This window comes from Novosphingobium sp. 18050 (assembly GCF_902706195.1).
Taxonomy (GTDB): Bacteria; Pseudomonadota; Alphaproteobacteria; order Sphingomonadales; family Sphingomonadaceae; genus Novosphingobium.
In genome coordinates this window covers 111,364-136,906 of the sequence record NZ_CACSJO010000003.1, presented here as the reverse complement: position 1 = coordinate 136,906, position 25,543 = coordinate 111,364, and the positions used below count along the sequence as shown (strand labels likewise).

The following is a 25,543-nucleotide window of genomic DNA, read 5'->3' as shown; positions in this document are numbered from 1 at the left end:
CCTCGGCCCAATTACACCGGAGTGGCGCGCGGCTACGGTTCGGCCGATGCGCAACGGCGGGGCTTAGTACCCGCCTGCCTGCATGGCGGCCTGAACCCGCAGCCGAGGGAAGACATCCTCCAGCGGCTTGCTGTCGGGCGTCACGTAGACGTAGCCGCCCTTTGCCTGGAACAGCGGGCGAATGCTCTTGTTGTAGAAGGCGGTGGGAACATTGATGCATCCGAAGGTGATGCGATTGTCCTCGATCGTGGTGGACAGCATTCGCTGACGGCGCCGTTCCTTGGGCTTTCCCGGAGTGGGGATCGGGTGGAGCGCCACCGAAGTGGCGTAATCGACCCACAGCACGCGCTGGTTTCCGGCCGCCGCTCCGAATTTGGCGAGGAAGCGTCCGGCCGGCGTCGTTTTTTCCGCAGGACCGATCTCGGACAAGTTCTTGGTTCCGATGCCCGGCGAGGCTTCGTCGCCTAAAGCGATACCGAGCAGGACCGGAACCTGTCCCAAGGGTTTCCCCGTAGCATCGAAGAGCAGGAGGGCCGCGGCCTTCTTGTCGACGATGATGTAGGGGAGGGCGTGATTATCCCCGGACGCCGCGATCCAATCGGCGACGCGGGTAGCGTCTTCCGATCGTGTCGCGGCGGCTTCTTCCTGTGCACCTGTTGCCTGCGGGGCTGTTTTGTGGGCCGCTTTGGCCCTTGCCTTGGCCCCGGTAGTCTTGGACCCAGCTTTGGCCGCAGCCTTGGTTAAAGCCTGCGTGGGTGCCTGCTCTGCCGCTTGAAGGTACTGCATCGACCGGGCCGGCGCCGGGCCGGTCAGTGCGAGGCCGGCAAGCGCCAGCGTAATGGTAATCATCGGTTCTGGTGCACTCGGGTGAAGATGGGGCAGATGAAAGCCGTCGTCGGCGCGATGATGCGCCGACGCGGGAAATCATGGTTCAGATGGTATTGGCGGGCGTCGCAGGCTTAGTTGCGGGGACGCTTGCGCTGGCTCTCTGCCATCCGCTGCTCGACGCCGTCGACGCGGCTGTTGAGCTGGTCGAGGCGCTGACCGTTCTGCTGTGCCTGGCCCGATGCTGCCTGCGCTTCGGCCAGAGCCTGCTTCGCGGTGCCGTCGGTCGTCTGCAGCCTGGCGTCGAGGCCATCGATACGCTGGTTCACGGTAGCGATTTCCTCGCGCACGAAGCCCTTCGTTGCGCAGCCGCCGAGGCCCATCGAACCGACCAGAATTATGGCGGCGGGGGCGAGTTTCGTGAGTGAAAGCGACATGGAATTCTCCTTATTGGCAACAAACCGTAACGGACCAAGCCGAGCCTTGACGATCCGACAATGCGATTAGGTTCAGCTGTGCTTCCATCAGGGTGAACAGACGATTCCAAACTAGGTTCCCGGCGATCACTACTGATCGCAGCGCGAAGTGCCCCGCAAATCCGCTTCCAAAGGCCCCGAAGCGCGGTTGTTCGAGGGGAAGGAGAAGAGGTACACGCCGGATCAGCGCATACCCGTCACCGGGAATGTCCCGAAGGGGCCATTGGCGTTCTCACCCGTCAGCTGCCCGTCACGCACGGTCACGTCGTAGCTGACGGTGATCGGCATGGGCATGGAGGCCTTGCCCTCGAACTTCGCCCGGCCGTCCTTCACCGCTCCGGCGACATCGACGCTGCCCTGATCGGCGATGACCTTGCCGGTTATCACGTTGCCCTGCACCTTCAGCTCCATCACCGCCTTCTGCGCGCCCACCGGCGACTGGATGGTGATGTTCCAGCGCCCCGCAAAGTCCTGCGGCCGAGCATTGCTGGCTTTGGCGGCCTTGGCCTTGTCGAGCAGCGCCTGATGTTCCGCCGGGGCGGCCTGGGCGCGGGCGCGCAGGTAGAAGCGAGTGGTCTCCAGTTCCTCGTCGGTGAAGGCGGGAAAAGGCGGCATGCCGTTCAGCTTGAGCCCGCCATCCCTGACGATCGCCTTGAAGGTCGCCGCGTCGGTGATCGTCGGCGAATAGCGCAGGTCCGGAGCCGCGCCGCCGCCGATGGCATTCCAGCCGTGGCAGACCAGACAGGCACGGGTGCCGAACAGCATGGCGCCTGCCTGCGCGCGGGCGAGGTCCGGCTTGAAGTCCGGGTCGGCCGGAGGCACCAGGGCGGGCATGGCGAAGGGCGGGATGCTGTCCTTGCCGTCCAGCGTGAACGTCAGGACCCGGCGCGGCAGGCGGTAATCGGTGCGGAAGGCGGCGAGGCCGGGTGAGTTGATCCCCGCGCCATTGCCGCCATTGCCGGTGATGACGGTGACGTACTGGCGTCCTTTCACGCGGTAGGTGATCGGTGCGCCGACGATCGGGCTTTCGGTCTTGAACGACCACAGCTGCTTGCCACCGGCCGCATCGCGGGCGACGAACAGGCCATCGACCTGCCCCTGGAAGACCAGACCACCGCCGCTTGCCATGACGCCGCCGGGCCAGTTTCCGGGCAGGTCCACCCGCCATGCCTCCGTCTGGGTGGCCGGGTTCCAGGCTTTGAGGTAGCTCTTGTGACTGCCGGGCAGGTCGGCTTCGGGAAGCAGGGTTACGCCCATGCCGGCGGTGATCTCGCCGCCGCCCTTCTGGCCGTCACCGATCAGCGCGCCATTGTCGAGCACCGGGATATAGACCAGGCCGGTCAGAGGGCTGTAGGCCTGCGGCATCCACGAATGGGCGCCGGTCGGGCCGGGCCACAGTTCGAACAGGCCGGGCTTGCCGTTGTAGCGGATGCCGGGGTTCTCGACCGGGCGACCGGTTTTCGGATCGATCTTAGATGCCCATGTCACCTTGGCGATCTTCTCCGCCGAGATGAACTGGCCGGTCTCGCGGTCCAGCACGTAGAAGAAGCCGTTCTTGGGCGCCTGCATCAGCACGCGGCGGTCCTTGCCGTCGATCTTCAGCGTGGCGAGCGTCATGTCAGTAGTGGCGGTGCAGTCCCACTGTTCGCCGGGGCAGACCTGATAGTGCCACTTGTAGGCGCCGGTATCGACGTTCACCGCCACGATAGAGGCCAGGAACAGGTTGTCGCCGCCGCCGGGACTGCGGCGATCGCGGTTGTAGGGAAAGCCATTGCCGATGCCGAGGTACACCAGGTGCAGTTCGGGATCGTAGCTGAAGGCGTTCCACGCGGTGCCGCCGCCGCCGCGTCTGGTGCCGTCGGGGTTGGTCCACCCGCTTGGCCAGGTCGCCCGCATGATGGCTTCGGCCTTCTTGTTGGCCGGGGTCACCTCCTCGCCGGGGGTGGTGTAGAAGCGCCAGGCCAGTTTGCCGGTCTTCGCATCGTAGGCGGTGACGAAGCCGCGCGCCGGGCTGATGTCCGCGCCGCCGAAGCCGACGATCACCTTGCCGCCGAACACGCGCGGGGCGCCGTTGGAGTTGCGCGGGGACTTGTCGGGAAAATCGTAGGTCTTCCATGCCTCCCTGCCGGTCTTCGCATCGAGCGAAACGACGTAGCCATCGGTCGTGACGAGAAAGACGTGGCCGGCATCATAGGCGATGCCCTTGTTGCCCCAGGTCAATTGCAGCGAGGATGTAGCGCGTTCGCGCGTGCCGCCGTCATATTCCCAGAGCTGTTTGCCTGTTACCGCGTCGAGCGCGCGGATGTGCGAGTGGCCACTGGTCAGAAAGACCTTGCCCTCTGCCATCAGCGGGGTCGATGCGCTGTAGCCGGGCTCCAGATCGTAATGCCAGGCCAGCTTGAGGCCGGAGACGTTGCCGGTGTCGATCTCGTCCAATGGAGAGTAGTGCGTTTCTCCTCCGGTGCGACCCCAACTGGGCCACTCGTCGGGATCGGCGACCATGGCCTGCTCGATCGGTTGGGCCGGGCGATTGCAGGCTGAAAGAGCCAGCGGTGCCAGCGCCGCCATTAGCGCCGTGAGAGGGACACGCAGCACCCCTTTTGCGAAATCCGCGATCACGCCCGTCTCCCCTCGTCCTGTCTTTTCTTGGCCTTGGGACTATCAGGCGAGGATCAGCTTGGAAAGAGATGCTGTCTACAGTGTATCATATCGACCGATGCATCGCGGCGGGGATGCGGTCACGGTCAAGTAGAGTAGCCATATCGCCGTTAAACGGCGGCGACAGGAAAAGCCCCGACTTCCCGCGAGGGGAAGCCGGGGCTTTCACGAATGAGACGACCCGTAGGGGGAAGGCCGTCTCTTTCGCCTTCGGTGGCTCGTTCGTCAGTTAGCGCCGACGCCCATCGGGATCGGCGTGCCCTGCTTCAGGTACACGCGGTTGTCTTCGATCTTGTCGACATTTTCGAACGCGATGAAGTGGTGCGCACCGTCGGAACTGTCGGTGCGGGTCAGCTTGATCTGGTCGTCCTTCACTTCGTCGACGGTGCCGACGTGCTGGCCGGTGCTGGTGGTGACTTCCATGTGCTCACGGATGCGGAGTTTCTCGAACATCGGGTCTTCTCCATTGTCTCGGGGGGTATGAGAACGAAACGGGCGGGCCGATGCTATCGTTCCGGCGTTCATCGCTGGCGGGCAACGGCTCGTGGGGTTGCCTGACTGGGAGCGCCGTTCTCAGGGTTCCGCACCGAGCCCGAAGGTCGCATCGCCCCGATCGGAGAGCAGCACGGCATCGTCGCTGATGCCGTCGATCTGGGTTACGGCGATGAAGCTGGTACGCTCTCCAGGCCCATGTTCGGCCAGCATCACTTCCTCGCCGAGCAGCTTTTCCACGGTGCCGAGCAGCGCGCCGTCCGCGCTCAGGACTTTCATGCCCTTGCGGATCGTACCGGAGGCTGTCGCCCAGGCGGTTTCGTGATCTGACGATTGCGTGGACGGGTCGGTCACGGGAATACTCCACTTTCTGCGGGCCTCGCAGGCAGGCCCCTTGCGTGGAGACAATGCTCTGCCGACCCGCGCGGTTCCTGCCGCTGCGGCATAAGGGCGGGGATCATGGGGAGGTAGGGAACGATGGCATCCAGGGAGTTTCGCCGCGTGGTGGCGGGGATCGGCGTGGACGGGCGCAGTGCAGTAATCTCGGATACGGCAGCGCAGCCACTGTCGCTGGGAAACATTGCGATTACGCAGATGTGGAGCGGCGCGCTCGATGCCCGCGTGGACAGCGCTGCATCTTTAGAGCAATCGACCGGGCCGTTCCGCTTCGAACAGCTTGCGCAGCCTGTTTATGCCTTCATGGTCGCGGAATATGCACCGGGCCTGGGGCGCGATGATCCGGGTATGCACTTCACCGATACTGCCGATCATTTTCATGTGGTGGAAGGCGAAGTCGTGCTGGTGCTGGAGGCCGGGGAGGTGGTTTTGCGCGCTGGCGATTCGGGCATCTGCCGCGGCGTCGTCCATGGCTGGCGCAACGATGGCGAGGTGACGGCGCGGGTGGTGACTTTCGTCCTGCCGGCTACCCGCGCCGCGCCATCGTGAGTGTGAGCCGTTCCCGCCGTGAGGCGGGGCCGCTTCAGGCCGCGTGCTTGGCGCCGAAGCGCCCGTGCTTGCGGAACTGGGTCATCCAGCGGTCGAGGAACAGGCCGAGCGGGCGCGGGGTCACGCCAAGGTCGGCGATGCCCGGCTCGGAGCCGCTGGCGACGCTGCCGGCCTTGAGCAGCTTGAACTGGTCGGAACTGATCGGCGCGCCGGGTAGCCAGCCGGTGGCGCTGGCGATCAGGCCGGAGAGGCCGTCGGGAAGCTCGATGAAGGTGCGCGAGCGGGCCTGCGCGGCGGCGAGGCGCTGGTTGAAGTCCAGCATGGTGATGACCTCTGGTCCGGCGAGTTCGAAAGTCTTGCCGCCATGCGCTGCCGGATCGGCGAGGATGTTGGCGATCGCCTCGGCCACGTCGTCCACGAAGACCGGCTGCAGCTTCGCCTCGGGAGCGAACACGGGCAGGGCGGGCAGGCGCGAAATCAGTTCGCCGAACATCATCACGAACTTGTCGTCGGGACCGAACATCAGCGAGGGGCGCACGATGGTCGCCTCTGCAAAGGCGGTGCGAACGGCCGCTTCGCCTTCGCCCTTGGTGCGCGCATAGCCGACGTCCGAGCTGGCATCCGCGCCGATCGCCGAGACATGAACGAAGGCGGCGACGCCTGCGGCCTTGGCGGCGGCGGCGATGGCGCCCGCGCCCTTGCCTTGAAGCGCATCGAGATTGCCGCCAAACGCGCCCACGAGGTTAACGACCGCGTCCGAACCTGCCAGCACGGCGGCAAGCGATGCGGGCTTGGTTACGTCGACGCCGGCGAACTGGACCTGGCCCAGGTTGCCGAGCGGCTTGATCGCGAAGGCTTTCTTGGGGTGGCGGCTGGCAATGCGCAGGCGAGCCCCGCGTGCAAGCAGTTCCTGTGCGAGGTGATGGCCGACGAAGCCACTGCCGCCGAGGACGGTGATGATCTTGCCGGAAAGGGAATCTGTGAGGCTCATGGTCAGGTAGGGTCCTTCCATCGCCGCGCGGGGCCACTTTCCCGCGCCGCAGCATATCCAAGCGCCCCTGCCACAAGGCCGGGACAGGGGCAACCGGGCAGTTGGTCCGGCCCCTTGAACCACGGCAATCCGCACGAATGAAAATTGTTGCACTTCCCGGTGTTGACAAGCCTGCGAGTGCTGCGTAGAGGCGCCCTCCTACCCGGCAGGAACGGTGATCCGGACCTGCTAAAAAGTGCCCAGATGGCGGAATTGGTAGACGCACCAGCTTCAGGTGCTGGCGCTCGCAAGGGCGTGGAGGTTCGAGTCCTCTTCTGGGCACCATTTTCCTTTGCATGGCAGGGGAAAGCAAACAAAAAGAGCGGCCGCGAGGCCGCTCTTTTTGTTTGTGCTGATGGGAGCTTTCGCTCCCGCAGAGCCACCTAAAGCCTGGTATAGTCGCGGAACCAGTCTGCGAAGCGCGGTACGCCGATTTCGATCGGTGTGCTGGGCGCGTAGCCGGTGTCGCGGGTGAGGGCGGTGATGTCGGCATAGGTCGCAGGAACGTCGCCGGGCTGCATTGGCAGGAGGTTGCGCTGTGCCTTGCGGCCAAGGGCGTCCTCCAGCACTTCGATCAGGCGCAGCAGGTGTTCGGAACAGTTGTTGCCGATGTTGTAGAGCGCATGCGGCTTGACGCTGCCGCCGGCCTTGGGTGTATCATCGTCAGCAGGGGGGCGGTCCAGGCAGGCGAGCACGCCGCCGACGATATCATCGATATACGTGAAATCGCGGTGCATCTCGCCCTGGTTGTAGACGTCGATAGGGCGATCCGTGAGGATGCGCTCGGCAAACTTCCACATCGCCATGTCCGGACGGCCCCAGGGGCCATAGACGGTGAAGAAGCGCAGGCCCGTCAGGGGCAGGCGGAACAGATGGGCGTAAGTTTCGCTCATCAGTTCGTCCGCCTTCTTGGTGGCGGCGTAGAGCGATACCGGGTGGTCGGTGCGGTCCTCCACCGCGAAAGGCATCTTGGTATTGCCGCCGTAGACCGAACTGGAGCTGGCATAGACCATGTGCGCGACCTGCCGCGCGCGGGCCAGTTCGAGCATGTTAACGTGACCGGCGAGATTCGAGGCGACGTAGGCCTGCGGATTTTCAAGCGAGTAACGCACGCCGGCCTGAGCGCCCAGGTGTACGATTCTGTCGAACCGGTAGGGGGCCAGAGTGGCGGTCAGCGCCGCCATGTCGGAAAAATCGAGGGCATGGAAATGGAAGCGGCTGGCGTGGTTTGCGGCCAACCTGCCCAGGCGGGCCTGCTTGAGCGAGACGGCGTAATAATTGTTGAGGTTGTCGATGCCGACCACCGTCTGCCCGCGTGCCATCAGCGCCTCGGCCACGGCCGCGCCGATGAAGCCGGCTGCGCCTGTTACCAGTACCGTCGTTTCCTTCATGTCGCTCGCCTTGCCGCTTTCACATTTCATCATCGTTACGGCGCAGCCCTAACGCAAAAAGATGGACCAGATGATAACCGATCCGCGCGCGGCGGTTCTTCAAGGTGCTGGGGAAGCGATATTTCAGAAAGACTTGCGCAAGGTCGCCCCTGCCGAGGTGACGTTGCCGGCCTCCACCCCGAAGCTGCGCGTCGCGAAGAGGTCGAGGTAGAGGCCGTGGCCCAGCTTCATGCTGGCGGTGGCGCCCGCTTCGAACCAGCTGTCCGCGTAATGCTTGCTGTCAAGGGTGAAGCGTTGGCTGCCGTCTTGGTTCACCTCTTCGGAACGGCGCAGGCGCAGGGCCGAGATGCCGTTGCTGGTCCAGTTGCGCGAGATCGACAGGCCGGCATAGTGGATACCCGAGGGGCCGAAGGCGTGGTCCAGACGCACGGCGGCATTGGCGGACCAGGTGGGTTCCCCGGTCTCCAGGTCAGTCAGGCCGGAGCCGGTCGGGGCGGGGCGCAGCAGGCGGCCGTTGGCGAAGGAGGCGGCCACGGTGGGTGTCATGTAGAAATTGGACCCCAGCGGCACCACGCGGCCGAAATCGCCGCCGACCGCGTAGTAGTCGCTGCCCTTGGCGCCGGTGCTGGATCGGCTACCTGCTGCCGTGCTGATGCGGCCGTAGTCCTGCCGGCCGTAACTGGCCCAGCCGTCCACCACCCAGTTGTCGAAATTGCCGCCCGCGCCGATCGTGCCGACGTAATAGTCGGAGGGAAGGGCAACATCGGCCTGCAGCAAGGTGCCGCTGTAGCGCATCAGGCTGCCGCGCACATAACCGCGGCCCAAGCGGCGGGTGAGGCTGAGCGATTGCCAACTGCCGTCCGGGCCGCCGTCGCGGTTGCTGATCCCGGCGGAGGCGGCCGCAGTCCAGAGTGGCTGGACCTCAATCGGTGCGGCGGTTGCCGATGGTGCTTCGGCGGCCGGAGTCTCGGCCGCGACAGGGGTGATCGTGTCGGCGCTCTCCTGCGCTTTCGCATGACCGGGCGTCAGGGCGAGCAGGGCAAGAACCCAGGCGTGAACCCTCATGCCTGTCAGGCTACCTTGCGCAGGGTCGGGTCGAACGCGGCCGGCACGGCAACGCGGGCGATGAAGCCATCCTGCGCGTGGGCGAACGACACGTCGCCGCCATGGGCGCGGGCGATCGAGCGGCATACGGCAAGGCCCAGGCCGCTGCCCTTGCGACCCGACTTGCGCGCCTCGTCGGTGCGGTAGAAGGGTTCGAAGGCGCGGTCGAACTCGTCCTCCGGGATGCCGGGGCCGGCGTCGACGATCTCGGCCACGGCCTCGCCGCCGGACAGCGAGACACGCACGCGCACCGTATCGCCGTACTTCACTGCGTTTTCGAGCAGATTGCCGAGCAGGCGGCGAATACCGACGGGGTCTACGTCGACCGGGATATTGGCATTGCGTTCGATCTCGACCTTGCCGCCGACCATCTGTGCATCCGCGACGCTGCCGGCGATCAGTTCGGCGAAGTCCACGCGCTCGCGAGGGCCGGGGGTGGAGGCGTCGCGGATGAAGGCGATAACCTGGCTGATCATCGCTTCCATCTCGGTCACTTCGCGAAGCAGGCCCTCGCGCTGGTCGTCGGGTACGTCCTCGATGCGGAAGCGCAGGCGGGTGAGAGGAGTGCGCAGGTCATGGCTGATCGCGCCGACCATCGCCGTGCGGTCGTCGACGAAAGCGCGCAGGCGGTTGCGCATCTGGTTGAAGGCATTGGCGGCACGCCCGATCTCGGCGGGGCCGGAGAGGGGGAGGATGGTCGCCGAAGGATCGCGGCCGAGCTGCTCGGCGGCCGCGGCGAAATCGCGCAAGGGCAGGACAATGCGCCGCACGAACAGCCAGGCAAGCGGGCTGACGATCGCCAGCGAGAGCGCGAACCACAGCATCACGCGGCTCTGCCAGGCGTTGGGGAATGGCTCGGCGCGCGGAGCGACGGCGATCCAGGTGCCGTCGCTCTGACGCGCTGCGGCCACGAAGTCGCCTTCGATGAACGGGGGCGATGCCATGTCGAATAGCGAATCGCGGGTTCTGCGGAACGGGATCGGCTGGGGCTTGGCGGTGACTTCGGCGGCGCGGGCGGGCTCGGGGGAAACCGTCCGTGTCTGCGTCGCCGGGGCGGAAGACTGGACCAGCGGTGCGGCAACTGCCTGCGGCTGCACCGTTGGGGCGAGAATTCGAACTGTCCTGGAAGGCGCGCGTGCAGGTTCGGCAGGCTGAGCGGTACGGGGCGGGACGATCTGGACAGGTGCGGTCATCACCGGCACCGATGGGCCTGCGTTCATGCCGGGCCCCATGGCGCCGCCGGGGCCGATCATGCCGGGATTTGCGCCGCCGATACCGCCGAATTCGCCGCGGCCACCAACTCCGGTGCCGGGCTGGATGCCCGTGCCGGCGTTGCCACCGGCGCCTCCGGGCTGGGTCTGCGCGGGGTTGCCGGTAGCCGGATTGCCGGTTGTGGAGGCGCCGTTAGTGGGGGAGCCGGGCCTGTGCGGGCCGCCGCCGGGCTGGCCGCTCGTGGGTCTGCCGACGCCGCCCTGGGGGAGGCCGGGGCGGGGTGTCGACGATCCGGGGAAGCCGCCGCCGGGACGGCCTCCGGGGCCGGAACTGCCGCCAGGGAAGCCGCCTCCGGGCATGCGGCCGCCGGGGAAGCCTCCGGAGGGCATGCCGCCGGAGCCGGGACTGCCGCCTGCGGGTGGGCCACCGGGGATCGCCTGGGCATGGGCTTCCTCGACCAATAGCGAGCCGAGCCCGCCGCTGCTCTTCTTCACTTCGACCGCGAGCGGCGAGCGCGCTTCGCTGGGGACGGCGACGCCGCCCACCGGCAGCTGGGTGTAGAATGCGAGGACGATATCGCGCGAGGACCGGCCAAGCCGCTGCGCCAGAGCCTCACGCGAGGATTCGGAGACCAGCCAGCCCTGGCCGCGCACGTCGGGCGGGCCGCTCATCGCCTTGCGTTCGAGCCGTTCCGGCGGGGCGGCGCCGGTCAGCGCGGCGGCGACTTCGTCCATGTTCCAGCGCGCGGTGGGGCGCGGCGGCAGCAGCACGGTGAGCGCAAGCGTCACTGCCTGCGCGGCCAGCAGTACGCACACCAGGATGGCGACCATTTGCATGGCGAGCGGCATGCCGAGCCGGCGCGGAAGGCTGGGAACGTTCATGGATGCTGCTTTGCCACGACGCTGCGGCGAATTCGAGGAGGTTGATGACGGCAAGGTGCGAAGCGCGCGATATGCGAAGCAGGGACAGGAGAGAGGGACACGTCCCTCCTGTCCCCGCTCCGCGTTCCCTCCGGTGGCCTGAAAGGCCGATGGAGGGAACAGTCACCTCGGACCGAGCCGGATGCAGCGCCGCTGGCGACGGGCATCCGGGTGAAAACTCTTGCGCCGTCGTTGCCCCGGTGGGACCGGCTGGGCGGCAGGTAGCCCACACCTGTGTCAGTTTGTGGACTCTGCGTTTTGCCCGTTACTGAACAATCGCGTCCCATCGCGAAAGGTGTTCCGGGACCGTCGCCGAGCAGGACGGGTGCGACTACAGAACCTGCTCGGACGACGATCCCGGCACCGCCGGGCATCCTGGCGGGGTGGCCCGGGACGGTGGCCATTGACACGGCCGGGGCCGGCTTCACGAGAATGGGCGCGGGGGGCGCTGTCAGGCTCGTGAAGCCGGCTGCCCGAAACGTGTCGTGGCTGGCTCGACTGTCCATGACCGGTTTTCTGGGAGGCTCAGGTTGCCGCCGGATTTCACCGCTTTGCAGGGACATTTCAGACGGTCTGCAACCTGCGACGGCAGCTGAAATCCGCGCGGAACAGATACTATCCATGACGGGCGAATGATCCTAGAACCACGTGCAATGGACCTCCAGACCCGCATTCTCATCGTCGACGACGACGAGGGCATCCGCTCGCTGATCGGCGAGTTTCTTGCCAAGCACGGCTATGAGACGGCGACAGCTGCCGATCCGCTGGAAATGCGCGTCATGCTGGCGGCAGAGAATTTCGACCTCATCGTTCTGGATGTGATGATGCCACGTGAAGACGGGCTCACGGCACTCAGGGCGCTGGGCGCGGACGCGCCGCCGGTCATCATGCTTTCGGCCGTAGGCAGCGACGTGGACCGCATCGTCGGCCTTGAGATGGGCGCCGACGATTATCTGGCCAAGCCCTGCAACCCGCGCGAACTGCTGGCGCGCATCCGCACCGTTCTGCGCCGCCGTGCGGTGGCTCCGCCTGTGTCCGGCGCGGAAACGCCGCGTCCCCGCGCCGCAGAGATCGATTCGGGAGACTGCCTGAACTTCGCGGGATGGCGCATGGACCTGGGCCTGCGCCTGCTGTTCGACCCCACCAATGCGGTGATATCGCTTTCGGACGGGGAGTTTCGCCTGCTGCGGGCCTTCGCCCAGCATCCGCGCCGGGTACTGACCCGGGACCAGCTGCTGGACTGGTCGCGCGGCGAGGATTCGGATCATTACGACCGCGCCATCGACGTCCAGCTTTCGCGCCTGCGCCGCAAGCTGTCCGAAGGCCAGGGCGGCAGCGACATCATCCGTACCGTGCGCAACGAAGGCTATCTCTTCGTGCCTTCCGTGCTCAGCCCGGGCGAAAAGTAGCGCAAACGTGACGCAATTCTCCTGAAATCTGTCGGCAACCCCCGGCGCACAGTCCTTCGCGAGGCTCGGCCGGCAGAGGGGCCGGGCGCAAGGAGGACGAGATGGGTAATCGGGAGCATGAAGGACAAGGCGAACCGCGCCACGGCCACGGTCTGGCAGAAGATCTGGCCGCGATAGGGCGCGAGATGTTCGCCCGGCGCCGGGCACTGGCCTTCCTGGCGGGCACAGGCGCTACGGCCGCACTGGCAGCCTGCGGCGGAGACGACAGCAGTTCTTCCTCCTCTGGTTCCGACACTGCGACGTCGTCGTCCTCGACCTCCAGTTCCAGCTCGACCTCCAGTTCGTCCTCGTCGACCTCGACCTCGTCGTCGACTTCCGGCGGGACTTCGGGTGCTTCATGCGTTGCCGATCCGACTGAAACCAACGGGCCTTACCCTGCGGACGGCACCAATACCGCCAGCGGCGCGACATCGAACGTTCTGACCCAGAGCGGCATCGTGCGGTCGGACATCCGCTCCAGCTTCATCGGCTCGACCACTACGGCGACCGGGGTTCCCCTCGAACTCGAACTGCAACTGGTCGACGTCAGCAACGGCTGCGCGGCGATTTCGGGCGCGGCGATCTATGTCTGGCACTGCGATGCCTATGGCCGCTACTCGCTTTATTCGAGCGGGGTAACGACAGAAAGCTATCTGCGCGGCGTGCAGGTGACCGATGCCGAGGGCAAGGTGACTTTCACCACGATCTACCCTGCCTGCTATTCGGGCCGCTGGCCGCACATCCACTTCGAGATTTTCACAGGGGGGCTGACCTCCGCCAGCACTGGACGCACTGCCGCGCTGATCTCGCAGCTGGCGATGCCGGCGGCGACCAATACGGCCGTCTTCACGGGCAATTCTACCTACACGGCCAGCATCGCCAACTACAACGCGATCTCGCTTTCGTCGGACAATGTCTTCGGCGACAATACCTCGGCCCAGCTGGCGCAGATGACACCGACGCTCAGCGGCAGCGTGTCGGCCGGATACACCGGCAGCGCCCTGATCGGCATCGCTACCTGATCCGGTCCATCTGATCCGCGCATCTGACCAAAGCGTCGGACGCGAGCGCCCGATCCGGGCGCTCGCCGCGCATCTCACCTGAAATCTCCGCCACCAACCCTTCCGGGACGCAAAAAAACATGGCTTCGCTGCACACCACCTCCAGCCTGGGCGCGCTCGTGCTCGCTCTCGTCTCCGCGCCGGCGCTGGCCGATACCACGGTGTCGGGCGACACGGTCACCCCGCTCTCGACCTCGAGCGCGGGCAATATCACGGTCAAGACCGCCGGTTCGATCGCGCTGGCGAGCGGCAGCGGCATAACCCTGGACAGCAATTCGACCGCGGCGATGAACGGCACGATCGAGATGGGCGGGAGCAGCAATACCTCGGGTATCAGCATCGTCTCCGGGACCACCTCTACCGTTACCGTAGGTGACGATGCGACCATTTCGGTTCTGGAGGATTACGTCCTTGATGATGACGATTCGGACGGCATCGTCACCAGGGGTATCGCCTCGGCCAGCAATCGCTACGGCATCCATTCCGCGGGCGATGCGGCAGGCACGATCCTCAACGACGGCGCGATCAAGGTAGAGGGCCAGAACTCGGGCGGCATCGTGCTGGGCGGGGACTGGACTGGCAATGTCACCAATACCGGGACGATCAGCGTCATCGGGGACAATTCGTTTGGCCTCTCGACTCAGGGCGTGGATGGCAACGTCACCGTCGAAGGTGTTGTGTCGGCGGTAGGCTATGGCTCGAGCGCGGTGGCTATCAATGGCGACGTCACCGGGGCGCTCACCATCCAGGGCACGGTGACGAAAGGCTATTCCTATACCAACGACGATGGCGACACGATGGTCCTGTCCCGCGCCGCGCTGCGCACGGGCACGGCGGCGGTCTCGGTCACCGGCAATGTCGCGGGCGGAATCTACATCGCCGCGCCGCCAGTCGATGACGATTCGGGTTCCGACGACATCGACGGCGATGGGGTGGACGACAGCGACGAGGGCACCGGCGTCATCACCGCTTACGGCAATGGCGCAGCGCTGCAGATCGGCGGCAGCAGCGATATCACCATCGGATCGGTGGCCGCGAATGTCGGCACGTATTCGCTGGCGCTCGAAGGTTCGATCACCGCGAATTCCTATTACAGTAATACCGCAGCTTACGGCGTCGTCATAGGCGGGCAGGGCGGCGATGTAACGCTGACCGATGGCATCGGCGTTTCCGGCACGCTCTCGGCGACTTCCTACGACACTGCCGCCACCGCGCTCCTCATCAACGAGGGCAGCACGGTCACCAGCCTCTACAACAGCGGCAACATCACGGCCTCGCTCACCTCTGCCGGAGAGGGCACGACGGTGGGCATCCAGGACCTGTCCGGCAGCCTCACTTCGCTGGTCAACACCGGCTACATCAGCGCCAACGGCTCCAGCACCGACAGCCGTACTGCGATCGACCTTTCGGCCAACACCTCCGGCGTCACCATCACCCAGTACCTCAACGATGCCGACGCCGAGACCCGCGCCGAATACGTGGAGGACAACGACGAGGCCGACCCCACCGTCTACGCCCGTATCTATGGCGATATCCTGACGGGTTCGGGCAATGACACGATCACCGCCTCGACCGGCCAGATCGTTGGCGACACCCGGTTCGGGGCCGGCGACGATACCCTCACGCTCTCGGACGATGCCGCCTATACCGGCGACGTCTACTTCGACACCGGCACCGGCGCGGCCAGCCTTTCGGGCGCCTCGACGTTCGCAGGCACGATGGATTTTGCGGGCGAGGCGGGCACCGTTACTATCAATGACACGGCGACCTATTCCGGGCAGTTCGCCAATGCGGCTAATGTGGCGGTTACCGTGAACGGCGGTACGCTGATCCCGGACGAGGCGGTGACGATCAACTTCGGCAGCCTTCATGTCGCTTCGGCTGGCACGATCGGCGTCTATGTCGATGGAGCGGAAAGCTCGACCATCGTCGTGGACAGCGCGGTGCTGGAAGACGGCGCCAGCGTCGTTGCTACGGTGAACAGCCTGGCGACGGCCGAGGGCACTTACACGGTTCTGTCCTCGGACAGCCTCACCGTCAACGGCGCGCTCAACGCATCGGTCGATACGCCGTTCCTCTACAACGGCAGCGTTAGCAGCGACGACAGCAACATCTACCTTACGCTGGATCGCAAGACGGCCGGCGAACTGGGTCTGACCAAGTCGCAGGCAGCCGGCTGGGACGCGATCTATTCCACCGCGCAGAACGACGACTACATCACCGAGAGCCTGCTCCAGGTCGAGGATTCGGCGACCCTGCGCACCCAGACCGCTTCGCTGCTGCCAGACCATGCCGGCGGCGTGTTCAAGGCGGTGACGATGGGCGACCGTTTGGCCGCGCGCCACATCAGCGATGAAACCTCGATGTTCGAGATATCGGACGTGGGCGGCTGGCTTGAGCCGGTCTACTGGCGCGCCAGCAAGGAGGCCACCGGCACCGCCAGCTACAAGGCCAGCGGCTGGGGTCTCTCGGCGGGCTTAGAGCGGCACACCGATCTGGGGTACTTCGGCGTCTCCTATGCGTGGCTCAAGTCGAGTGTGAAGGACAACGGCGGCACCGGCGACCTCGATATCGGCCAGCACGATTTCGGCGCGTTCTGGCGCACCGCCAAGGGCCCGCTGATGGCCTGGGCTCGCCTGGGCGCGTCGCGCATTTCGATTGATTCGACCCGCACCTACACCGGCACCATAGACGATACCGACTTCACCTATGACGCGGATGGCAGCTGGAAGGGATGGCTGTTCTCCGGCCTGCTGGGCGCTTCGTACAAGTTCGACATGTCGCGCCGCTTCAGCCTCAAACCGAAGCTGGAGCTGGAACAGATGTGGCTGAAGGAAAGCGGCTACGATGAAACCGCCGACAGCGACGCCGTTGCCCTCTCGGTGGCCAGCCGTACCAGCAGGGCTCTGACGGCGACGCCGACGGTGACCGCCGCCTATTCGCTCGGCACGATTTCGCCCGACTGGCGCCCGTTGACCTTCGCGGTCGAGGCGGGCCGCCGCGAGGTGCTGTCCGGCAAGCTGGGCACCACCACCGCTTACTTCAACGGCGGCGACAGCTATGACGCGGGCGAGGCCTTCTCGATCACCGGCGACAGTCTCAAGGGCGCATGGGTCGGGGAGGTGAGCATGCTTGCGGGCGGCTACGACTTCACGTGGAAGATCGGGGCCAGGATGGAGAAGACCAGCACCAGCAACGACAAGTCTTTGCGGGCGTCGCTCAGCGTGGCTTTTTGAGTCTACCCCTCCCCTATGCGGGGAGGAGAAGCACTAACGAAACGGGCGGGAGTCTTTCGACCCCCGCCCGCCTCTCGTTGGGATCTTAAGGTTCAGGCGGCCTGCAGGGCGGCCTGAGCGATTTCCTCGGGTGCCTCGTTGCGGATCAGGTAGTCGAATGCAGAGAGCGCTGCCTTCGAGCCTTCGCCCATGGCGATGATGATCTGCTTGTAAGGCACAGTGGTCACGTCGCCTGCCGCGAAGATGCCGGGCAGGTTGGTCGCGGCCTTTTCGTCGATGACGATCTCGCCGCGCGCCGTGAGTTCCACGCCGCTGTCCTTGAGCCACTCGGTATTGGGCACCAGTCCGATCTGGACGAAAACGCCTTCCAGCGCGACCTTGTGCTCCGCGCCCGTTTCGCGGTTCTTGTAGACCAGCGCGTTGACTTTCTCGCCGTCGCCTTCGACCTCGGTGGTCTGGGCGGAGGTGAAGATGTCGACATTCTTCATCGAGGCCAGCTTGTCGACCAGGACCTGGTCGGCGCGCAGCTTGGCGTCGAATTCGATCAGCGTGACATGACCGACGATGTTGGCGAGGTCGATCGCCGCCTCGACGCCGGAATTACCGCCGCCGATAACCGCCACGCGCTTGCCCTTGAACAGCGGGCCGTCGCAGTGCGGGCAATAGGCCACGCCCTTGTTCTTGTACTGCTCCTCACCGGGAACGCCGAGGTTCCTCCAGCGCGCGCCGGTGGTCAGTACGAGGCTGCGGGCCTTCAGCGAAGCGCCGTTGGCGAAGACTACCTCGTGATAGCCGCCTACCTCGGTGGCCGGGATCAGCTTCTCGGCCCGCTGGAGGTTCATAACGTCGATGTCGTATTCCGCGACGTGGGCTTCCAGAGCGGCGGCCAGTTTCGGGCCTTCGGTGTAGGGAACCGAGATGAAATTCTCGATACCCATGGTGTCCTGCACCTGCCCGCCAAAGCGTTCGGCGGCGATACCGGTCGAGAAGCCCTTGCGTGCGGTGTAGACCGATGCTGCGGCGCCGGCAGGCCCGCCGCCGACGACGAGAACTTCGAAAGGCTTCTTCTCGGCCAGCTTCGCGGCCGCCTTGGCGTCGGCGCCGGAGTCGAGCTTGGTGAGGATTTCCTCCACGCTCATCTTGCCCGAACCCCACATCTTGCCGTTCAGGAAGACGGCGGGGACGGCCATGACGCCGCGCTCCTCGACTTCCGCCTGGAACGAGCCGCCCTCGATCAGGGTGGCATTCACGTGGGGGTTGTTCAGCGAGATCAGCGTCAGCGCCTGCACAACGTCGGGGCAGTTGTGGCACGAGAGCGAGAAGTACATCTCGAAATCGGTGCTGCCTTCCAGCAGGCGGATCTGTTCGAGGACTTCGTCGGAAACCTTGGGCGGATGGCCGCCGGTCCACAGCAATGCGAGGACCAGCGAGGTGAATTCATGGCCGAGCGGCAGGCCGGCGAAGCGCACCCAGGCGCTGGCGTCGGAAGCGCGGCGGATGATGAAGCTGGGACGGCGCGCATCGTCGCCGTCGAAAGTGGCGGTGACCTTGTCCGAGAGGGAGGCGATGGTGGTCAGCAGCTCGCGCGTCTCGGTCGACTTTGCATCGTCGCCCAGCGAGGCGACCAGCTCGATCGGCTCGCGCAGCATGGCGAGATATTGCGAGAGCTGTTGCTTCAGGGCGGGGTCGAGCATGGTCTTGGGTCCTTTGGAATTTGCGTTCGGAGAAAAGGGGCGGTCCGGGGCACCGGTCCGCCCGGCCGCGTCGATGCGCGGGGCATCAGGGCGCGGCTCGGGGGAGGGGGACCCCGGGCCGCGCACCTTCAGCACGCGACCCTAAGGTGTCGCGTTGGTCTTAGAGCTTGCCGACGAGGTCGAGCGAGGGAGCGAGGGTCTCGCTGCCTTCTTCCCACTTGGCGGGGCAGACCTGGCCGGGGTTCTCGCGCCAGTACTTGGCGGCCTTGATCTTGCGGACCAGTTCAACCGCGTTGCGGCCCACGCCCTCGGGGGTGATTTCGACCAGCTGGATCACGCCATCGGGATCGACGACGAAGGTAGCGCGGTCGGCCAGGCCAACGCCTTCGCGCAGAACGCCGAAGTTGTTGGTCAGGTTGTGGTTCTGGTCACCAAGGAACGCGTAGGTGATCTTGCCGATCTTTTCCGAGGTGTCGTGCCATGCCTTGTGGCTGAAGTGCGTGTCGGTCGAAACGCCGAACACTTCCACGCCCATGCCCTGCAGGGTGGCGTACTGCTCGCCCAGGTCTTCCAGCTCGGTCGGGCACACGAAGGTGAAGTCTGCGGGATAGAAGAAGAAGACGGCCCACTTGCCGGCGATGTCGCCTTCGGTGACGTCGAAGAAGCCCTTACCGGACTGGAAGGCGGTGTTGTTGAACGGCTTGATGGTGCTGCCGACGATACCCATGGATGTATATTCCTTCGTGGGGTGGTTGAAACTGACGAGTGTGAGATAGGCCGGGATCATCACGATTTGTAACGTGATGATCCGATTGGCTTCATCGCTTAAGGCGATGAGTGAATGGGAGATTGTGCGCCTGCGCCGATGAAGCGCGAGGCGAGGCGAAGCTCCGGCCCCGCCGCGCTCCTGCTCGTTCAGTACTTCCCGGACCGAAGCAACCGCACCAGCACTTCGTCCAGGGCGGAGAGGAACCGCGATCTGTCCTGCTTTGAGAACGGTGGCGGCCCGCCGACCACGTCGCCGCCCGCGCGCAGGTCCGCCATGATCGCGCGCGTGGCGATGGCGCCGCCGATAGAGGAACTGGTGAAAGGTTTGCCGTTGGGCGCCACCACGCTCGCGCCCAGCTTCAGGCAGCGGTCGGCCAGCAGGATGTCGGCGGTGATGACGACGTTGCGGGCCTCTCCGGACGCCTCCAGCGTTTCGACGATCCAGTCGTCGGCGGCATCGAAAGCGTCGCTCACCACCTTGCGCGAGATCAGTGTGCTTTGCGGCACCCGGATCGGGCTGTTGCTGACGACCACTACCGGCACCTTGTGGCGAGCGGCGACCTTGTAAGTCTCGTCCTTGACCGGGCAGGCGTCGGCGTCGATCAGGATGCGGATCATGAGGTCTCACGTGAGGAAGGGAGGTTTGCGTTTCCCATACACCCCATCGTGGAGATGTCGAAGAATCGCCGCACGAAGATGTGCCTCGGGTGCAATAGTTCCACCGTTCGCCCGGGAGGAAAAGGCGAGCGGGTTGGGCGTTGGCATTGCTTCGCCGCCTCCGCTTTCGCGCGCCTATCTGCCGCGGCATCGCTAATGAAGCCGTAAGGTGACACTCTCCAGGTCGGAGAGGGCGCATGCGTCCCTAAACCTGCCAGCTTTTGGGTGACAGGAGTAAGCGGTCAGCTCAGCCGCACTGGCCCCGGTGGAGCAGCTTGTGGTCGGCCAGCACCAGCGCCATCATCGCCTCGACGACGGGCACTCCGCGAATGCCGACGCACGGGTCGTGGCGGCCCTTCGTGAACATTTCCGTCGCCTCACCGCCGCGGGTGATGGTCTGCTGCGGGGTCAGGATCGAACTGGTGGGCTTGAAGGCGACGCGGCAGGTCACCGGCTGGCCGGTGGAGATGCCGCCGGCAATGCCGCCAGCGTGATTCGCCAAGAATTCAGGCGCGCCGTCGGGGCCGGTTGGGTTCGGGCGCATCGGATCGGCGTTCTGCTCGCCTGAGAGGCGGGCGGCGGCAAAGCCGTCACCAATCTCGAAGCCCTTGACCGCATTGATGCCCATCATCGCCGCCGCAAGGTCCGCGTCGAGCTTGCCGTAGAGCGGTGCGCCCCACCCGGCGGGCACGCCGCTGGCATAGCATTCTACCACCGCGCCCACGGACGAACCGCTTTTGCGGGCATCGTCGACGATTGCTTCCCAGCGCTTCGCCGCTGCCGCATCGGGGCAGAAGAAGGGGTTTTCGGTGATCTCGTGCTCGTCGAAATTGCCCGGATCGATCATGTCGCCGCCGATCTCGGAGACGTAGGCGAGGATCTTGACCTCGGGGATCACCAACCGTGCCACCGCGCCTGCCGCCACCCGGCTTGCAGTCTCGCGCGCCGAGGAACGTCCGCCGCCGCGATAATCGCGGAAACCGTACTTGGCGTCGTAGGCGTAGTCGGCATGGCCGGGGCGATAGGCCTGCGCGACCTCGGAATAGTCCTTGGAGCGCTGATCCACGTTGTCGATCATCAGGCTGATCGGAGTGCCGGTGGTCCGGCCCTCGAATACACCCGAGAGGATGCGCACCTGGTCGGGTTCCTGGCGCTGGGTGGTATACTTCGACTGCCCCGGACGGCGTGCGTCGAGGAAGGGCTGGATCACACTCTCGTCGATGGCGAGGCCCGGCGGGCACCCGTCGACGACGGCGCCGATGGCAGGCCCGTGGCTTTCGCCCCAGGTGGTGAAACGGAAAAGGCGGCCGAAGCTGTTCACGCTCATGGCGTTGGGCCTTGTCGGCAAATGTGCGGTTTGTCCAGTGGAGCGCTGCCGGAAGTATGTTTGAAACGTGCCTGGTACACACATCGCGGGCCGGGGAGCGTAGTTCCTCTCGCTATGGATGTAACCGTTCCCATTAAGGGGCACTTTGCGCTCGGATTGAACGTATTACCCTCTTGTTAAGCGCTTTGCATCTTTGCAGAAGAGAACCATGTTCTTGGTCGTTTTCCGCAATCACAAGCGCGCCGATATCGATGCCGACGCTTATATCAACGACTCTTTCGCCATGGAGGCACTGGCCCGGGAGCAACCGGGCTTTCTTATGTTCAAAAGCTACACGGGGGACGACGGCGAAGTGCTTTCGATGTCGGAGTGGGAGGATGAGGCCTCCGCGAGGGCATGGTCCCACAATGCCGAGCATATGATCGTCCAGCTGCGCGGCCGCGATGAATATTATGAGCGGTATACCCTCTATGCCTGCCCCTCGCCGCGCGTGCACCGCTTCGCAATCGACGGGGTGCAGCAGCCCTGAGCGTGGGCGAAGGGTTGCCCGCTCTTCACCATACCCAACCGCGCATCCTTGGTGTATCGCCGTATCCGATCAGGCGGGCGCTTCGTGAATTGTGCTCGCAAACCAGCACGATACGCGAAAAGGCACGCCACCTCATGTCGATCGAGTTCTACGGTATCCCCAACTGCGACACAGTCAAAAAAGCGCGCACCTGGCTCGATGCAAAGGGCATCGCCTTCACCTTCCACGACTACAAGAAGGAAGGCGCTGACCCTGAGAAACTGGCGGCGTGGATAGATGCGGCCGGGCTGGACAAAGTGCTTAACCGCGCCGGCACCACCTTCCGCAAGCTGCCCGATGCGGACAAGGCAGACCTCGATGCAGCAAAGGCTATCGCGCTGATGGCTGCAAATCCCAGCACGATCAAGCGCCCCGTGGTTACCCATCCGGGCGGCATTCTCGTCGGCTTCAAGGAGCCGGAATGGGCGGCGGCGTTCGGCTGAGCGAAAGCCATGAACCCGGTTGAATGGACCGCAGCCGCGCTTGGCCTTGCGAATATCGCGCTGCTGGTGCGGCGCAGCGTGTGGAACTACCCGTTCGGCATGGCGATGGTGGCGCTTTACGCCGTCGTCTTCTTCGAGGCGCGGCTCTACGGCGAATCGGGCCTGCAGCTGTTCTTCTTTTTCGCTCAGGCCTGGGGCTGGGTGCTCTGGGTCCGCGCCGGCCACGGCGATAGCCAGGTGCCGGTGCGCTGGCTGGGCAATTTCAGCCGCGTGATCTGGCTCACTGCCACGGCGGCGCTGGCGCTGAACCTGGGCTGGGTCATGCACCGCTTCACCGACGCCTCGCTGCCCTATGCCGACGCCGCGATTGCGGGTGCCAGCATCGCCGCGCAGATTCTGCTGGCGTTCCGCCGGATAGAGAATTGGGTGCTGTGGATCGCGATCGATGTCGCCTCCGTCGCGGTCTACGTGACCAAGGGCCTGTGGCCCACGGCCGGGCTTTACGTAGTGTTCCTCGCGATGTCGGTCCTGGGTCTTCGTGAATGGATCGCCGCGTACAGGAAGCAGGCATGACGCCGGTAACCTCCACCAAGACGGTGTGCTTTCACGGTGCGGAAAGCACCGGCAAGTCGGTGCTGTGCGAACGGCTTCTGGTTACCCGCGGCTGGCCCTACGTGCCCGAATATGGCCGCCTCTACTGCGAGGAACACGGTATCGACCTGACCATGGCGGACCTGCTGGTCATCGCCCAGGGGCAGGCGCGGATGAACCGCCATGCGCTGGAAGCCGCGCCGCCGGTGCTGTTGTTCGACACCGACCAGCTGATGACCGCCGCCTGGGCCCAGATGCTTTTCGACGAAGTGCCCGAGCAGCTGCTCGCCTACCCCAAGGCGGACCTCTACCTGCTGTTCGAGCCCGACGTGCCCTGGCGCGAAGACGGCACCCGCTTCTTCGGCGAGGACGATGCGCGGGCCCGCTTCGCCGGACTGGCCGAGGAGCTGCTGGTGCGCACCGGCGTCCCCTACAAGCGCATTTCCGGTTCCTGGGAAGAGCGCGTGCTGCTGGCGAAGCAGGCCATCGAGGAACTAGCGGCTGCGGGTTAGGCCAGCCGTGCCGTCACGATATAGTTGAGCGAGAGGTCTTCCGACAAGTGAAGGCCTTTGAGCGGCGACCATGCGATCCCGCGTGGTTCGCCCAGCACCAGACCGGCACCTTGCGCCAGATCACGTAGTTCCTCGGGTGTGGGGAACTGGCTCCAGTCATGGGTGCCGCGCGGGACTTGCCCGAGGCGCTCTGCCGCTTCGACCAGCAGCAGGCGCGAGGGCACGGTGCGGTTGGGGCAGGAGAGGATCATCAGCCCGTCAGGTGCGAGCGCCGAGGCGAGTTGGCCCAGGAACAGGGCTTTGTCGGTGACATGCTCGATCACTTCCAGCGAACAGATGAGGTCGAAGCCGGTCAGTCCCAGCGAGCCCAGCTCTCCCGCGCGGTAGTCGATGGCGAGACCCATGGCTTCGGCATGAGCGCTGGCGGCGGCGATGTTTTCAGGCGCAGCATCCACGCCGGTAACGGATGCGCCCATGCGGGCCAGCGGCTCGCACAGCAGGCCAGCGCCGCAGCCGGCATCGAGCGCGCGCTTGCCGGAAAGCGGGCGAACGCTGCGCGAATCGCCGCGGAAATGTGCGTCGATGGCCTCACGCACGAAGGCCAGTCGCACCGGGTTCAGCCGGTGAAGCATGGCCGAGGAACCCTTCGGATCCCACCACTCGGCCGCCAGTGCACCGAAGTGCGCGGCTTCCTTCGGATCGATTGTTGCGTGCGGGAGGGTGCTTGTTGCAGTTGCATTGTCCATGAGTCCCTCCTAACAGCGCGCCCGACTGTTATCCACATTGTCCGCGTCATGCGGACATAATCGCAACCACTCACAATAGGGAGGCACTGGCGCCTTGGCACGTATCGTGATGAAATTCGGCGGCACTTCGATGGCCGGATCCGAGCGCATCCGGCGCGTGGCGGGTATCGTCAAACGCCAGCAGGAAGCAGGGCACGAGGTTGCCGTCGTGGTTTCGGCCATGTCTGGCGAGACCGACCGCCTCGTCAACTTCTGCCGCGAGGCGAATGCCCTCTACGATCCCGCCGAATACGACGTTGTCGTCGCCTCGGGCGAGCAGGTCACGTCCGGCCTGTTGGCGCTTACGCTGCAGGCAATCGGCTGCAAGGCGCGCTCGTGGCAGGGCTGGCAGGTGCCGATCAAGACCGACGACGCCCATGCCAAGGCCCGCATTGAGGATATCGATGCGGACGCCCTGATCGCCTCGATGGTAGCGGGCGAGATCGCCGTGATCCCCGGCTTCCAGGGCGTGTCGCCCGAAGGCCGCGTGACCACGCTGGGCCGCGGCGGCTCCGACACGTCGGCAGTGGCGGTGGCAGCGGCGGTCAAGGCCGACCGCTGCGACATCTACACCGATGTCGACGGCGTCTACACCACCGACCCGCGCATCGTCGCCAAGGCACGCAAGCTGCCACTGGTGACGTATGAGGAAATGCTCGAACTGGCATCGGTCGGCTCGAAGGTATTGCAGACCCGCTCGGTCAGCCTTGCCATGAAGGAAAACGTGCGCGTTCAGGTGCTGTCCTCGTTCATCGACGAGAGTGCTCCTGCCGCCGACACCATCCCCGGCACCCTGATCGTCAGCGACGAGGAACTTGAAGGAAGCGACATGGAACGCCAGCTGATCACCGGTATCGCCGCCGACAAGAACGAGGCGAAGCTCACTCTTACCCGCGTGCCGGATCGTCCCGGCGCGGTGGCTTCGATCTTCGCTCCGCTTGCGGAATCGAACATCAACGTCGACATGATTATCCAGAATGTCGCCAAGGATAAGGGCGAGACCGACGTCACCTTCACGGTGCCGCAGTCCGACCTGGCCCGCGCGCAGGCGATGCTGGAAGAGCGCAAGGATTCGATCGGTTACTACCGCCTGATCGCCGACGGCAACGTCGCGAAGATCAGCGTCGTCGGTGTCGGCATGCGCAGCCATGCAGGCGTTGCCAGCACGATGTTCAAGACGTTGGCCGACCGCGGCATCAACATCATCGCGATCTCCACCAGCGAGATCAAGGTGTCGGTCCTGATCGACACCGACGAAACCGAACTGGCCGTGCGCGTGCTGCACACCGCTTACGGGCTCGACGCGGCGGCGTAAAAACCTGTCGTCCCGCCCTGCGGCGGGATGACGGCACGGATACTAAAAAGCCCCATGCGCGATCTCTCGCACATGGGGCTTTTCC

The 25,543-nt window shown here is 65.2% G+C and carries 23 protein-coding genes and 1 tRNA gene; 10 read left to right on the top strand and 14 right to left on the bottom strand.

Annotation, left to right across the window (positions count from 1 at the left end):
- Positions 1-63: 63 nt before the first annotated feature.
- From GVL61_RS04925 to GVL61_RS04905, 5 genes are all read right to left on the bottom strand, one after another.
- Positions 64-849, bottom strand: coding sequence for a hypothetical protein (locus GVL61_RS04925; protein ID WP_159977595.1), 786 nt, complete (start codon positions 847-849; stop codon positions 64-66).
- Positions 850-959: 110 nt separating this feature from the next.
- Entirely contained in the window at positions 960-1,262 is a 303-nt protein-coding gene (locus GVL61_RS04920) for a hypothetical protein (RefSeq protein WP_159977593.1), read from the bottom strand.
- 222 nt (positions 1,263-1,484) lie between these two features.
- Complete coding sequence (locus GVL61_RS04915; RefSeq protein WP_159977591.1) at positions 1,485-3,920, bottom strand: PQQ-binding-like beta-propeller repeat protein; 2,436 nt, start codon at positions 3,918-3,920, stop codon at positions 1,485-1,487.
- 264 nt (positions 3,921-4,184) lie between these two features.
- Positions 4,185-4,412, bottom strand: coding sequence for a DUF2171 domain-containing protein (locus tag GVL61_RS04910; RefSeq protein WP_159977589.1), 228 nt, complete (start codon positions 4,410-4,412; stop codon positions 4,185-4,187).
- A gap of 120 nt (positions 4,413-4,532) precedes the next feature.
- Positions 4,533-4,805, bottom strand: a complete 273-nt coding sequence (locus GVL61_RS04905; protein WP_235037528.1) for a DUF2171 domain-containing protein — start codon at positions 4,803-4,805, stop codon at positions 4,533-4,535.
- Between the two features lie 123 nt (positions 4,806-4,928).
- On the opposite strand from GVL61_RS04905, the gene GVL61_RS04900 reads away from it, so the two are divergent.
- Positions 4,929-5,396 carry a cupin domain-containing protein gene (locus GVL61_RS04900; RefSeq protein WP_159977587.1) on the top strand — a complete coding sequence of 156 codons (468 nt, stop codon included), beginning with the start codon at positions 4,929-4,931 and terminating at the stop codon, positions 5,394-5,396.
- 34 nt (positions 5,397-5,430) lie between these two features.
- Here GVL61_RS04900 and GVL61_RS04895 read toward each other — a convergent pair whose 3' ends face one another.
- Complete coding sequence (locus GVL61_RS04895; protein WP_159977585.1) at positions 5,431-6,387, bottom strand: complex I NDUFA9 subunit family protein; 957 nt, start codon at positions 6,385-6,387, stop codon at positions 5,431-5,433.
- A gap of 237 nt (positions 6,388-6,624) precedes the next feature.
- Between GVL61_RS04895 and GVL61_RS04890 the strand changes: the two genes are divergently transcribed.
- Positions 6,625-6,711: transfer RNA gene (locus GVL61_RS04890), tRNA-Leu, on the top strand.
- A gap of 98 nt (positions 6,712-6,809) precedes the next feature.
- Here the strand turns inward: GVL61_RS04890 and GVL61_RS04885 are convergent.
- From GVL61_RS04885 to GVL61_RS04875, 3 genes are all read right to left on the bottom strand, one after another.
- Complete coding sequence (locus tag GVL61_RS04885; RefSeq protein ID WP_159977583.1) at positions 6,810-7,817, bottom strand: SDR family NAD(P)-dependent oxidoreductase; 1,008 nt, start codon at positions 7,815-7,817, stop codon at positions 6,810-6,812.
- Between the two features lie 123 nt (positions 7,818-7,940).
- The gene (locus GVL61_RS04880; protein ID WP_159977581.1) at positions 7,941-8,882 is read right to left on the bottom strand and encodes an autotransporter domain-containing protein; all 942 of its coding nucleotides are present in this window, start codon (positions 8,880-8,882) and stop codon (positions 7,941-7,943) included.
- Positions 8,883-8,887: 5 nt separating this feature from the next.
- Positions 8,888-11,014, bottom strand: a complete 2,127-nt coding sequence (locus tag GVL61_RS04875) for an ATP-binding protein (protein ID WP_159977579.1) — start codon at positions 11,012-11,014, stop codon at positions 8,888-8,890.
- 671 nt (positions 11,015-11,685) lie between these two features.
- Here GVL61_RS04875 and GVL61_RS04870 point away from each other — a divergent pair.
- From GVL61_RS04870 to GVL61_RS04860, 3 genes are all read left to right on the top strand, one after another.
- The gene (locus GVL61_RS04870; RefSeq protein ID WP_200844668.1) at positions 11,686-12,462 is read left to right on the top strand and encodes a response regulator; all 777 of its coding nucleotides are present in this window, start codon (positions 11,686-11,688) and stop codon (positions 12,460-12,462) included.
- A gap of 101 nt (positions 12,463-12,563) precedes the next feature.
- Positions 12,564-13,523, top strand: a complete 960-nt coding sequence (locus GVL61_RS04865; protein ID WP_159977577.1) for an intradiol ring-cleavage dioxygenase — start codon at positions 12,564-12,566, stop codon at positions 13,521-13,523.
- Positions 13,524-13,642: 119 nt separating this feature from the next.
- Positions 13,643-16,798 carry an autotransporter domain-containing protein gene (locus tag GVL61_RS04860; protein WP_159977575.1) on the top strand — a complete coding sequence of 1,052 codons (3,156 nt, stop codon included), beginning with the start codon at positions 13,643-13,645 and terminating at the stop codon, positions 16,796-16,798.
- A 92-nt stretch (positions 16,799-16,890) separates the two neighbouring features.
- Here GVL61_RS04860 and ahpF read toward each other — a convergent pair whose 3' ends face one another.
- The 4 genes from ahpF to aroC all read right to left on the bottom strand — a co-directional run bounded on the left by ahpF (position 16,891) and on the right by aroC (position 21,244).
- Positions 16,891-18,492 carry an alkyl hydroperoxide reductase subunit F gene (gene ahpF / locus GVL61_RS04855; protein WP_159977573.1) on the bottom strand — a complete coding sequence of 534 codons (1,602 nt, stop codon included), beginning with the start codon at positions 18,490-18,492 and terminating at the stop codon, positions 16,891-16,893.
- Positions 18,493-18,652: 160 nt separating this feature from the next.
- The gene (gene ahpC / locus GVL61_RS04850) at positions 18,653-19,219 is read right to left on the bottom strand and encodes an alkyl hydroperoxide reductase subunit C (RefSeq protein WP_159977571.1); all 567 of its coding nucleotides are present in this window, start codon (positions 19,217-19,219) and stop codon (positions 18,653-18,655) included.
- Between the two features lie 188 nt (positions 19,220-19,407).
- Positions 19,408-19,878: a YaiI/YqxD family protein gene (locus GVL61_RS04845; RefSeq protein WP_159977569.1), complete on the bottom strand. Its 471-nt coding sequence runs from the start codon at positions 19,876-19,878 to the stop codon at positions 19,408-19,410.
- 286 nt (positions 19,879-20,164) lie between these two features.
- Positions 20,165-21,244 carry a chorismate synthase gene (gene aroC, locus GVL61_RS04840; RefSeq protein WP_159977567.1) on the bottom strand — a complete coding sequence of 360 codons (1,080 nt, stop codon included), beginning with the start codon at positions 21,242-21,244 and terminating at the stop codon, positions 20,165-20,167.
- Positions 21,245-21,452: 208 nt separating this feature from the next.
- On the opposite strand from aroC, the gene GVL61_RS04835 reads away from it, so the two are divergent.
- The 4 genes from GVL61_RS04835 to GVL61_RS04820 all read left to right on the top strand — a co-directional run bounded on the left by GVL61_RS04835 (position 21,453) and on the right by GVL61_RS04820 (position 23,358).
- A complete protein-coding gene (locus tag GVL61_RS04835; RefSeq protein ID WP_159977565.1) occupies positions 21,453-21,773 on the top strand; it encodes an antibiotic biosynthesis monooxygenase in 321 nt (106 codons plus the stop codon).
- 134 nt (positions 21,774-21,907) lie between these two features.
- Positions 21,908-22,255, top strand: coding sequence for a Spx/MgsR family RNA polymerase-binding regulatory protein (locus GVL61_RS04830; RefSeq protein WP_159977563.1), 348 nt, complete (start codon positions 21,908-21,910; stop codon positions 22,253-22,255).
- 9 nt (positions 22,256-22,264) lie between these two features.
- The gene (gene pnuC / locus GVL61_RS04825; RefSeq protein ID WP_159977561.1) at positions 22,265-22,828 is read left to right on the top strand and encodes a nicotinamide riboside transporter PnuC; all 564 of its coding nucleotides are present in this window, start codon (positions 22,265-22,267) and stop codon (positions 22,826-22,828) included.
- Positions 22,825-23,358 (top strand): AAA family ATPase, encoded by a 534-nt coding sequence (locus tag GVL61_RS04820; protein ID WP_159977559.1) that lies wholly within the window; start codon positions 22,825-22,827, stop codon positions 23,356-23,358. The genes pnuC and GVL61_RS04820 overlap by 4 nt, the downstream gene beginning before the upstream one ends.
- Here the strand turns inward: GVL61_RS04820 and ubiG are convergent.
- Positions 23,355-24,104: a bifunctional 2-polyprenyl-6-hydroxyphenol methylase/3-demethylubiquinol 3-O-methyltransferase UbiG gene (gene ubiG / locus GVL61_RS04815; RefSeq protein ID WP_159977557.1), complete on the bottom strand. Its 750-nt coding sequence runs from the start codon at positions 24,102-24,104 to the stop codon at positions 23,355-23,357. The two genes, GVL61_RS04820 and ubiG, sit on opposite strands and share 4 nt — an antisense overlap.
- Positions 24,105-24,213: 109 nt before the next feature.
- Here ubiG and GVL61_RS04810 point away from each other — a divergent pair, with 109 nt between their 5' ends.
- Entirely contained in the window at positions 24,214-25,458 is a 1,245-nt protein-coding gene (locus GVL61_RS04810; RefSeq protein WP_200844679.1) for an aspartate kinase, read from the top strand.
- Positions 25,459-25,543 lie beyond the last annotated feature (85 nt).

What these genes read in the sequence shown, in the direction of transcription:
- GVL61_RS04835 (WP_159977565.1), top strand. Translation starts at nt 21,453, where the DNA reads ATGTTCTTGGTCGTTTTCCGCAATCACAAGCGCGCCGATATCGATGCC.
- GVL61_RS04880 (WP_159977581.1), bottom strand. Translation starts at nt 8,882, where the DNA reads ATGAGGGTTCACGCCTGGGTTCTTGCCCTGCTCGCCCTGACGCCCGGT.
- GVL61_RS04885 (WP_159977583.1), bottom strand. Translation starts at nt 7,817, where the DNA reads ATGAAGGAAACGACGGTACTGGTAACAGGCGCAGCCGGCTTCATCGGC.
- GVL61_RS04865 (WP_159977577.1), top strand. Translation starts at nt 12,564, where the DNA reads ATGGGTAATCGGGAGCATGAAGGACAAGGCGAACCGCGCCACGGCCAC.
- GVL61_RS04925 (WP_159977595.1), bottom strand. Translation starts at nt 849, where the DNA reads ATGATTACCATTACGCTGGCGCTTGCCGGCCTCGCACTGACCGGCCCG.
- GVL61_RS04830 (WP_159977563.1), top strand. Translation starts at nt 21,908, where the DNA reads ATGTCGATCGAGTTCTACGGTATCCCCAACTGCGACACAGTCAAAAAA.
- GVL61_RS04900 (WP_159977587.1), top strand. Translation starts at nt 4,929, where the DNA reads ATGGCATCCAGGGAGTTTCGCCGCGTGGTGGCGGGGATCGGCGTGGAC.
- pnuC (WP_159977561.1), top strand. Translation starts at nt 22,265, where the DNA reads ATGAACCCGGTTGAATGGACCGCAGCCGCGCTTGGCCTTGCGAATATC.
- ubiG (WP_159977557.1), bottom strand. Translation starts at nt 24,104, where the DNA reads ATGGACAATGCAACTGCAACAAGCACCCTCCCGCACGCAACAATCGAT.
- GVL61_RS04870 (WP_200844668.1), top strand. Translation starts at nt 11,686, where the DNA reads ATGATCCTAGAACCACGTGCAATGGACCTCCAGACCCGCATTCTCATC.
- GVL61_RS04845 (WP_159977569.1), bottom strand. Translation starts at nt 19,878, where the DNA reads ATGATCCGCATCCTGATCGACGCCGACGCCTGCCCGGTCAAGGACGAG.
- aroC (WP_159977567.1), bottom strand. Translation starts at nt 21,244, where the DNA reads ATGAGCGTGAACAGCTTCGGCCGCCTTTTCCGTTTCACCACCTGGGGC.
- GVL61_RS04810 (WP_200844679.1), top strand. Translation starts at nt 24,214, where the DNA reads ATGAAATTCGGCGGCACTTCGATGGCCGGATCCGAGCGCATCCGGCGC.
- GVL61_RS04920 (WP_159977593.1), bottom strand. Translation starts at nt 1,262, where the DNA reads ATGTCGCTTTCACTCACGAAACTCGCCCCCGCCGCCATAATTCTGGTC.
- GVL61_RS04860 (WP_159977575.1), top strand. Translation starts at nt 13,643, where the DNA reads ATGGCTTCGCTGCACACCACCTCCAGCCTGGGCGCGCTCGTGCTCGCT.
- GVL61_RS04820 (WP_159977559.1), top strand. Translation starts at nt 22,825, where the DNA reads ATGACGCCGGTAACCTCCACCAAGACGGTGTGCTTTCACGGTGCGGAA.
- GVL61_RS04910 (WP_159977589.1), bottom strand. Translation starts at nt 4,412, where the DNA reads ATGTTCGAGAAACTCCGCATCCGTGAGCACATGGAAGTCACCACCAGC.
- GVL61_RS04875 (WP_159977579.1), bottom strand. Translation starts at nt 11,014, where the DNA reads ATGAACGTTCCCAGCCTTCCGCGCCGGCTCGGCATGCCGCTCGCCATG.
- ahpF (WP_159977573.1), bottom strand. Translation starts at nt 18,492, where the DNA reads ATGCTCGACCCCGCCCTGAAGCAACAGCTCTCGCAATATCTCGCCATG.
- GVL61_RS04895 (WP_159977585.1), bottom strand. Translation starts at nt 6,387, where the DNA reads ATGAGCCTCACAGATTCCCTTTCCGGCAAGATCATCACCGTCCTCGGC.
- ahpC (WP_159977571.1), bottom strand. Translation starts at nt 19,219, where the DNA reads ATGGGTATCGTCGGCAGCACCATCAAGCCGTTCAACAACACCGCCTTC.